The sequence below is a fragment of the Edaphobacter sp. genome, assembly GCF_035532915.1.
Taxonomy (GTDB): Bacteria; Acidobacteriota; Terriglobia; order Terriglobales; family Acidobacteriaceae; genus Edaphobacter.
This window is the reverse complement of the sequence record NZ_DATKQC010000107.1, coordinates 1-4,880: the sequence shown is the minus strand read 5'-3', so window position 1 is coordinate 4,880 and position 4,880 is coordinate 1. Positions and strand designations below refer to the sequence as shown.

Here is a 4,880-nt window from a genome sequence, read left to right as displayed (position 1 = left end):
TACGTACCGAATATGATCAAAACGATGACAATTGGGGCAAAAACCGCCAAACGTACAGCGAGGGTTCTTCTGAGTTTCAGCGCCTCTGCCGTTAGAACGCGATGGAGATCTTTCATTGGGTAATCTTCTGTTCGGAGGTGTCTGAAACGAGCCGAAGGAATAGTTCCTCGAGGGTCTCCTGTGTACGCTCAAGGCGATAGAATCGGTCGCTTCTGGAGCACGCCTTCCAACGCGGTTAGATACCGCGCTACTCGCGGGTTCATCGGGCCTCCAATTTTCGCAATCCCGCGCGTGCGAAGTGATGCAAAGTTGCGAGACGGGCGCGGAGCACTCCCAATCCTTTTGCGGTGAGACGGTAGGGCTGTCGTCTTTCGTCCGGTGGCAGCGCCTCGATCAGCCTTTCGCGCTCAAGGCGTGCAATCGCACCGTAGAGTGTCCCGGGACCGAGTCGCGTTCCGCTCATGCGAAAAATGTCTTCGATCATGGCGTGGCCGTGCTTGGGGCCATCGGCCAGGCTCGCCATTACCAGCAGTGGCGGGTCGGAATATCGCCCGACTTCGGGCGTATCATCTACGTCATGCGTACTTCGTATCACGTAGTATTGTATAACAGGAATTCTGGTCGAATGCAACAACTTTCGGTGGCACGAGGATTCACGAGCGCGAAGCCCACGATTGGGCGTATCCAAGCGCGCTAGGTCCAGCCCGCCCCTAGGATGGTGGAGCAGACGATTCGTCCGCGCCGATGGCGCGTATTCCCAATGGCGACAATGCCGCCTTCGAGAAAGCGGCGCAAGCGGCCAAGGCGGGCTGCCCTGTTTCCAAGCTCCTTAAAGCTGAGATAACGATGACCGCGAAGCTCGAAGGCCAGCGCGCCAAAAGCCGCACGACGGAGACAAATGACACTCAACTGCAACCCACCACTTCAGAACCCCAAAACACCATCGGAATCTAGGATAGTAAAAGAATATTTCCAAGAAATTTTGCAACTTGCAGGCAGCCGGAAGATTCAATGGGGACGCAATCAGCGGCCATAGAAACGTCAATGAAAGGGCAAACGATACGTAGTCGCCGTCGCCATAGCCTCGGCTTTTTCCACGCTGCCATTTAGGGCCTGCCGCAATGGGAATGCGCGTTTGGCATCGCCGTCTAAGACCGGCATTTCGAGCAAGTGAGAATGCCAATCCGGGACCAGACCAAAGAAAACAGGAAACTCCGCGTTCCTGAAGAAACCTGAAATAAATCTTAGAACGTCGTAGTTCGCAACCAGATAAAGCAGCCGATTCACGTGCACCTCCTGGCCCATGCATGCGGCGATTGCGCGGTAGCACTTCGCTGGCTTCGGGCTTCGTTCGTATTCCAGTGCAAACCTGCGCTCCCCCTTATCCGTGCGGACCGTCACAATTGCGTCGTAGTCCTTTGCAAAACCGAATGCAGTGAGCTCATTCTGAGAGCGAATCTCCATTGCTGCCATCCAGCGTACAAGCAATCCGGCGCGCAATGCGCTAAGATGGATCTCGTTCAGCCCGATTGCATGAAGAGCGTTTTTGCTCGCCATATTTGTATCGGTCCGGCCACAACCAATCAAGCAGTACTCGCCCATGCTCTGCAACAATGTTGCCGCAGTGCTTGCGACGGAATACACAGCATCTCCGGTCCCAGCGGCTAGTGTCTGGCGCAGCACCAGTCCACGGCCGACTAGCCTTCGCATTCTCCAGTGGAACGAGTTACGGCTCCTCTCATAGTGGTTGAGTCGCGAGAATTCGAATAGTTGAGAATGGGTCACGAATTCCGATTGCAGGATTTGACGGAGGAGCGGGAGATCGCGCGATTGGTTGAGTTGAATCGACCCTTTTGGATACCGCATTTCCGACACTTCCTTACACGGACTCCAAATGAAGCCGTGCACTCCAGGGCCAAGAGACAAACGGATTGAGCTTGAATCTGCCGACAGCCGTTCGCAACCAACTGCCTGGCGGCATCAGCAGCATTGCTTCCTGTTGGTCACGCCATTCGCTAAAGGAGATCAGCAGCGTGCCTTCCGATCGCCAAGCCGGTGAGCCTACGTCGAGATGTCCGACATTGCCCGATCTTATGACAACCAAGAAGTAGTCAGGCTGCTCAGGAGCTGGCAGCATGCGCTTGAAGAGCACTTTGTTTTGACCATTCCAAACGCATGGCTCGGCACACTCAAAAACGCCGTTGATCATTGCCAGCTTACGGTTCGGGTCGAAGCCTCCGGCACCATTGAAGCGCACATGACCCACGATCTTAGGCCGCGTCCGAATGTGGCCATTGACGGGAACACCGGTGGTGTTGAAATACGCTGCGCGCGCAAACCGCTTCGCATTATTTTCATCCCTCCCAAAACGGCGACGCCAAACACTCCCAAAGCCTGTGACAGTAACGAGCATCTCTTTCAGGCACCCTTCAGGCGCTTGTTCTTCTGCCGTTCGACATACAACTCTTCCTGCAACCGGTTGATCTGGCCGACGAACCTTGCGCTGTCTCCATTGGCGCCGGCCGACGCCGGCTCCCCCGCTCCCCTATCAATTCCTCGTTGTCCGTTGACTTTCTTCGACAACGCATCTAGCCGCGTAGAAAGGTCTGCAACGATCAGCGACTTCTGGCGTAGTTCTTCCTGAAGCTTGTTGCGCTCCTGTGTGGTGGCTTCGAGCTGGCTCGCGACGCGCTGCAGTTCGGCTCGCAAACTCCCTGCTTCCGAATTGCCCCAACCCAGGCGTCCATTTCCTGATTCCGCGGCCTCCGTTGCCCGGTTGCACTCCTCGATATGTTTGTTGTACCTGTCGACCGCCTCTTTGGCCTTGTCCCGTGAGTACAGGTCATGGTTTCGGAGGTCGGCTTCGATCCGTGCGTGTTCCCGGTTCTTTTCATGCGAATCCATGACACACTTGAGGAGCACCACGGGCATCAGCGCAGCAAAAAGAGTGATCGAGAACGAATACCAAAAGAACGGGTTTCTGACACTGGCATCGAGCAAAACCTGGCGGCGCTCCTCAAGCCACGCCCCGTATTTCGTGTGTGCAGGATTCATCCTCTTGAGCATAACTTCGTACCAAGTCTCTCGTCCCAAATGTGGCCGCCTTGGCGCCTGAGCAAACACAGAGGTTGCTGCGGACAGCAGAACGACTGACAACAATGTTCGTGCCGCTGCGAGCCTCATGCGCGCCCCTCCCCAAACGTCCTTCGGCGGTAGCGATGGTCTTGGTATCGAGGGCTCTTGAAACGGAGGTTGGCGCCGATCGAGGTTTGCCGCGACTGTTTGAGCCGTGGATAAAGCTCCGGTTTGAAGTGAGGGACGTGAATGTCAGAGGGAGGACGAATATGCAGATGCGTGTGGAGCGTGCCCTTGGTTTCGTCCGTCATGAGAACTTGCATCTGACCCTTCGGCATGTTCTTGATGTGTTCATCGAGGGCGCGCGTCTCTGTGGCTTCCACATCGACAGCCCGGCCGCTTTCTTCATACCGCTCGAATCCAAGAAAGTTCCTGCGTTCCATGGACACATTGCGCCGCCGCACGCGGTGCTCGGCGGACGCCCGGAGGAAATACCGCGCGGTTTCCTCATCACGGGTTTGGAGCATCATGGTTGTGTTCGGAGCGGAGGCGACGTCCTCCTTAAAACCGCGGTCGACCTGCATCAGTTGCGAAAGACTCTGCATAGAGAACAGGAAGGCAGTGTTGGTGCCCCGCGCGGTTTGCAGAATCTGCGGAAAATTCCGGTAACCGAAGGGAGCGAATTCATCGAGCACGACGCTGATCAGAGGCCGATTCGGCTGGTCTGGCTCTTCCTGACGCTCATATCGCTGGCCCACGATTAATTGAAGGTTTTGCAGCAACATCTTTCCGAGCGCGGTAACTGGCTTGGTCTTCTTGTTGACGTTGAGCAGCACGTACAGGATGAGCTCCTGCTCGATCACCTCATCGAGCGAAAGCAGGTCTTCATACGGCCCCGTGACGACGCTCAGCTCATCGTCGAGGAACGCCATGCACTCGTTGAGCAGTCCCTGAATCTTGGGAACTCGCTCCCAGTCCTGGAATGATTGGAATAAGTTTCTGACCGACATCTCGAAGTTGAGTTTCCTCTGGACACTGATGTTGGTGTCCTGTTCGAGACGCCGCGAGGCCTTTTCGACCTGCCCGCGCAGGACTTGCTCATCGAAGGCCATGACCAGAACGTCGTAGAAGTTGAATTTAAGACCTGTGTAGGAAAGTACTCGCACAATGTCCGAGAGGTAGATCAGCTGGTGCTCCGCAAAAAACTCATGGTGCAAATTGAACGAGCTGAACACCATGTTCACTACGGACATATAGTCCGCTTCGTTCGAATGGAAGGGGTTATATCCAACCGAAATATCCGGTCTTGAAGGGTTGATCACTCGCAACTGGCCGAGACGTCCGGCACGATGGATATACGGGAGGAGATTCTCAAAGACCCTCGTGTCCGCCTTGCCGTCGAGGATGATCATCGGAATATGGTGCCCATCTTCGGGTGGACCGAAGACTCGAAACAAATCCTGCGTAATGATGTTCGAGAGCAGGGTCGTTTTGCCCATTCCGGTCATCCCCAGGACGATGCCTTGCATCACGCGAGTGCGATCGGGCCAGAGCCAAGGTTTCCCGTGCACATCGTATCCGAGGACAATGGCATCTTCGCTCCATGCCCTACGTATCGCCCGTTCGTCCTCTCGGCGGGACACCACCAGGTAAGGGTGCGGCCACTTGTTTTCACGGCGCGGGCGGACCGTCAAGAGCCGGTATACCGGCCCGGCGATTGCCACAACAAGGAGAACGAAGTAAGCGAAGCATTCCGCTGCCTGCCTTCCGGTGAAGTGATAGACATCGATGATGACAAGCTTGAG

The 4,880-nt window shown here is 55.7% G+C and carries 6 protein-coding genes; 1 reads left to right on the top strand and 5 read right to left on the bottom strand.

All coding sequences use genetic code 11. The features are described 5' to 3' along the window. Positions 1 to 259: 259 nt before the first annotated feature. Entirely contained in the window at positions 260 to 595 is a 336-nt protein-coding gene (locus VMU57_RS05615) for a PadR family transcriptional regulator (protein ID WP_325381653.1), read from the bottom strand. A gap of 149 nt (positions 596 to 744) precedes the next feature. Between VMU57_RS05615 and VMU57_RS05610 the strand changes: the two genes are divergently transcribed. Beyond that, positions 745 to 954, top strand: coding sequence for a hypothetical protein (locus tag VMU57_RS05610; protein ID WP_325381652.1), 210 nt, complete (start codon positions 745 to 747; stop codon positions 952 to 954). A gap of 87 nt (positions 955 to 1,041) precedes the next feature. Here the strand turns inward: VMU57_RS05610 and VMU57_RS05605 are convergent, their stop codons facing one another. From VMU57_RS05605 to VMU57_RS05590, 4 genes are all read right to left on the bottom strand, one after another. Further along, the gene (locus VMU57_RS05605; RefSeq protein WP_325381651.1) at positions 1,042 to 1,611 is read right to left on the bottom strand and encodes a hypothetical protein; all 570 of its coding nucleotides are present in this window, start codon (positions 1,609 to 1,611) and stop codon (positions 1,042 to 1,044) included. 268 nt (positions 1,612 to 1,879) lie between these two features. Next, positions 1,880 to 2,413 carry a hypothetical protein gene (locus VMU57_RS05600; protein ID WP_325381650.1) on the bottom strand — a complete coding sequence of 178 codons (534 nt, stop codon included), beginning with the start codon at positions 2,411 to 2,413 and terminating at the stop codon, positions 1,880 to 1,882. Between the two features lie 5 nt (positions 2,414 to 2,418). Next, positions 2,419 to 3,054 (bottom strand): hypothetical protein, encoded by a 636-nt coding sequence (locus tag VMU57_RS05595; RefSeq protein ID WP_325381649.1) that lies wholly within the window; start codon positions 3,052 to 3,054, stop codon positions 2,419 to 2,421. A gap of 125 nt (positions 3,055 to 3,179) precedes the next feature. Further along, positions 3,180 to 4,880: type IV secretory system conjugative DNA transfer family protein (locus tag VMU57_RS05590; protein WP_325381648.1), on the bottom strand; the 1,701-nt coding region annotated here is incomplete at its 5' end.

What these genes read in the sequence shown, in the direction of transcription:
- VMU57_RS05600 (WP_325381650.1), bottom strand. Translation starts at nt 2,413, where the DNA reads ATGCTCGTTACTGTCACAGGCTTTGGGAGTGTTTGGCGTCGCCGTTTT.
- VMU57_RS05595 (WP_325381649.1), bottom strand. Translation starts at nt 3,054, where the DNA reads ATGAATCCTGCACACACGAAATACGGGGCGTGGCTTGAGGAGCGCCGC.
- VMU57_RS05610 (WP_325381652.1), top strand. Translation starts at nt 745, where the DNA reads ATGGCGCGTATTCCCAATGGCGACAATGCCGCCTTCGAGAAAGCGGCG.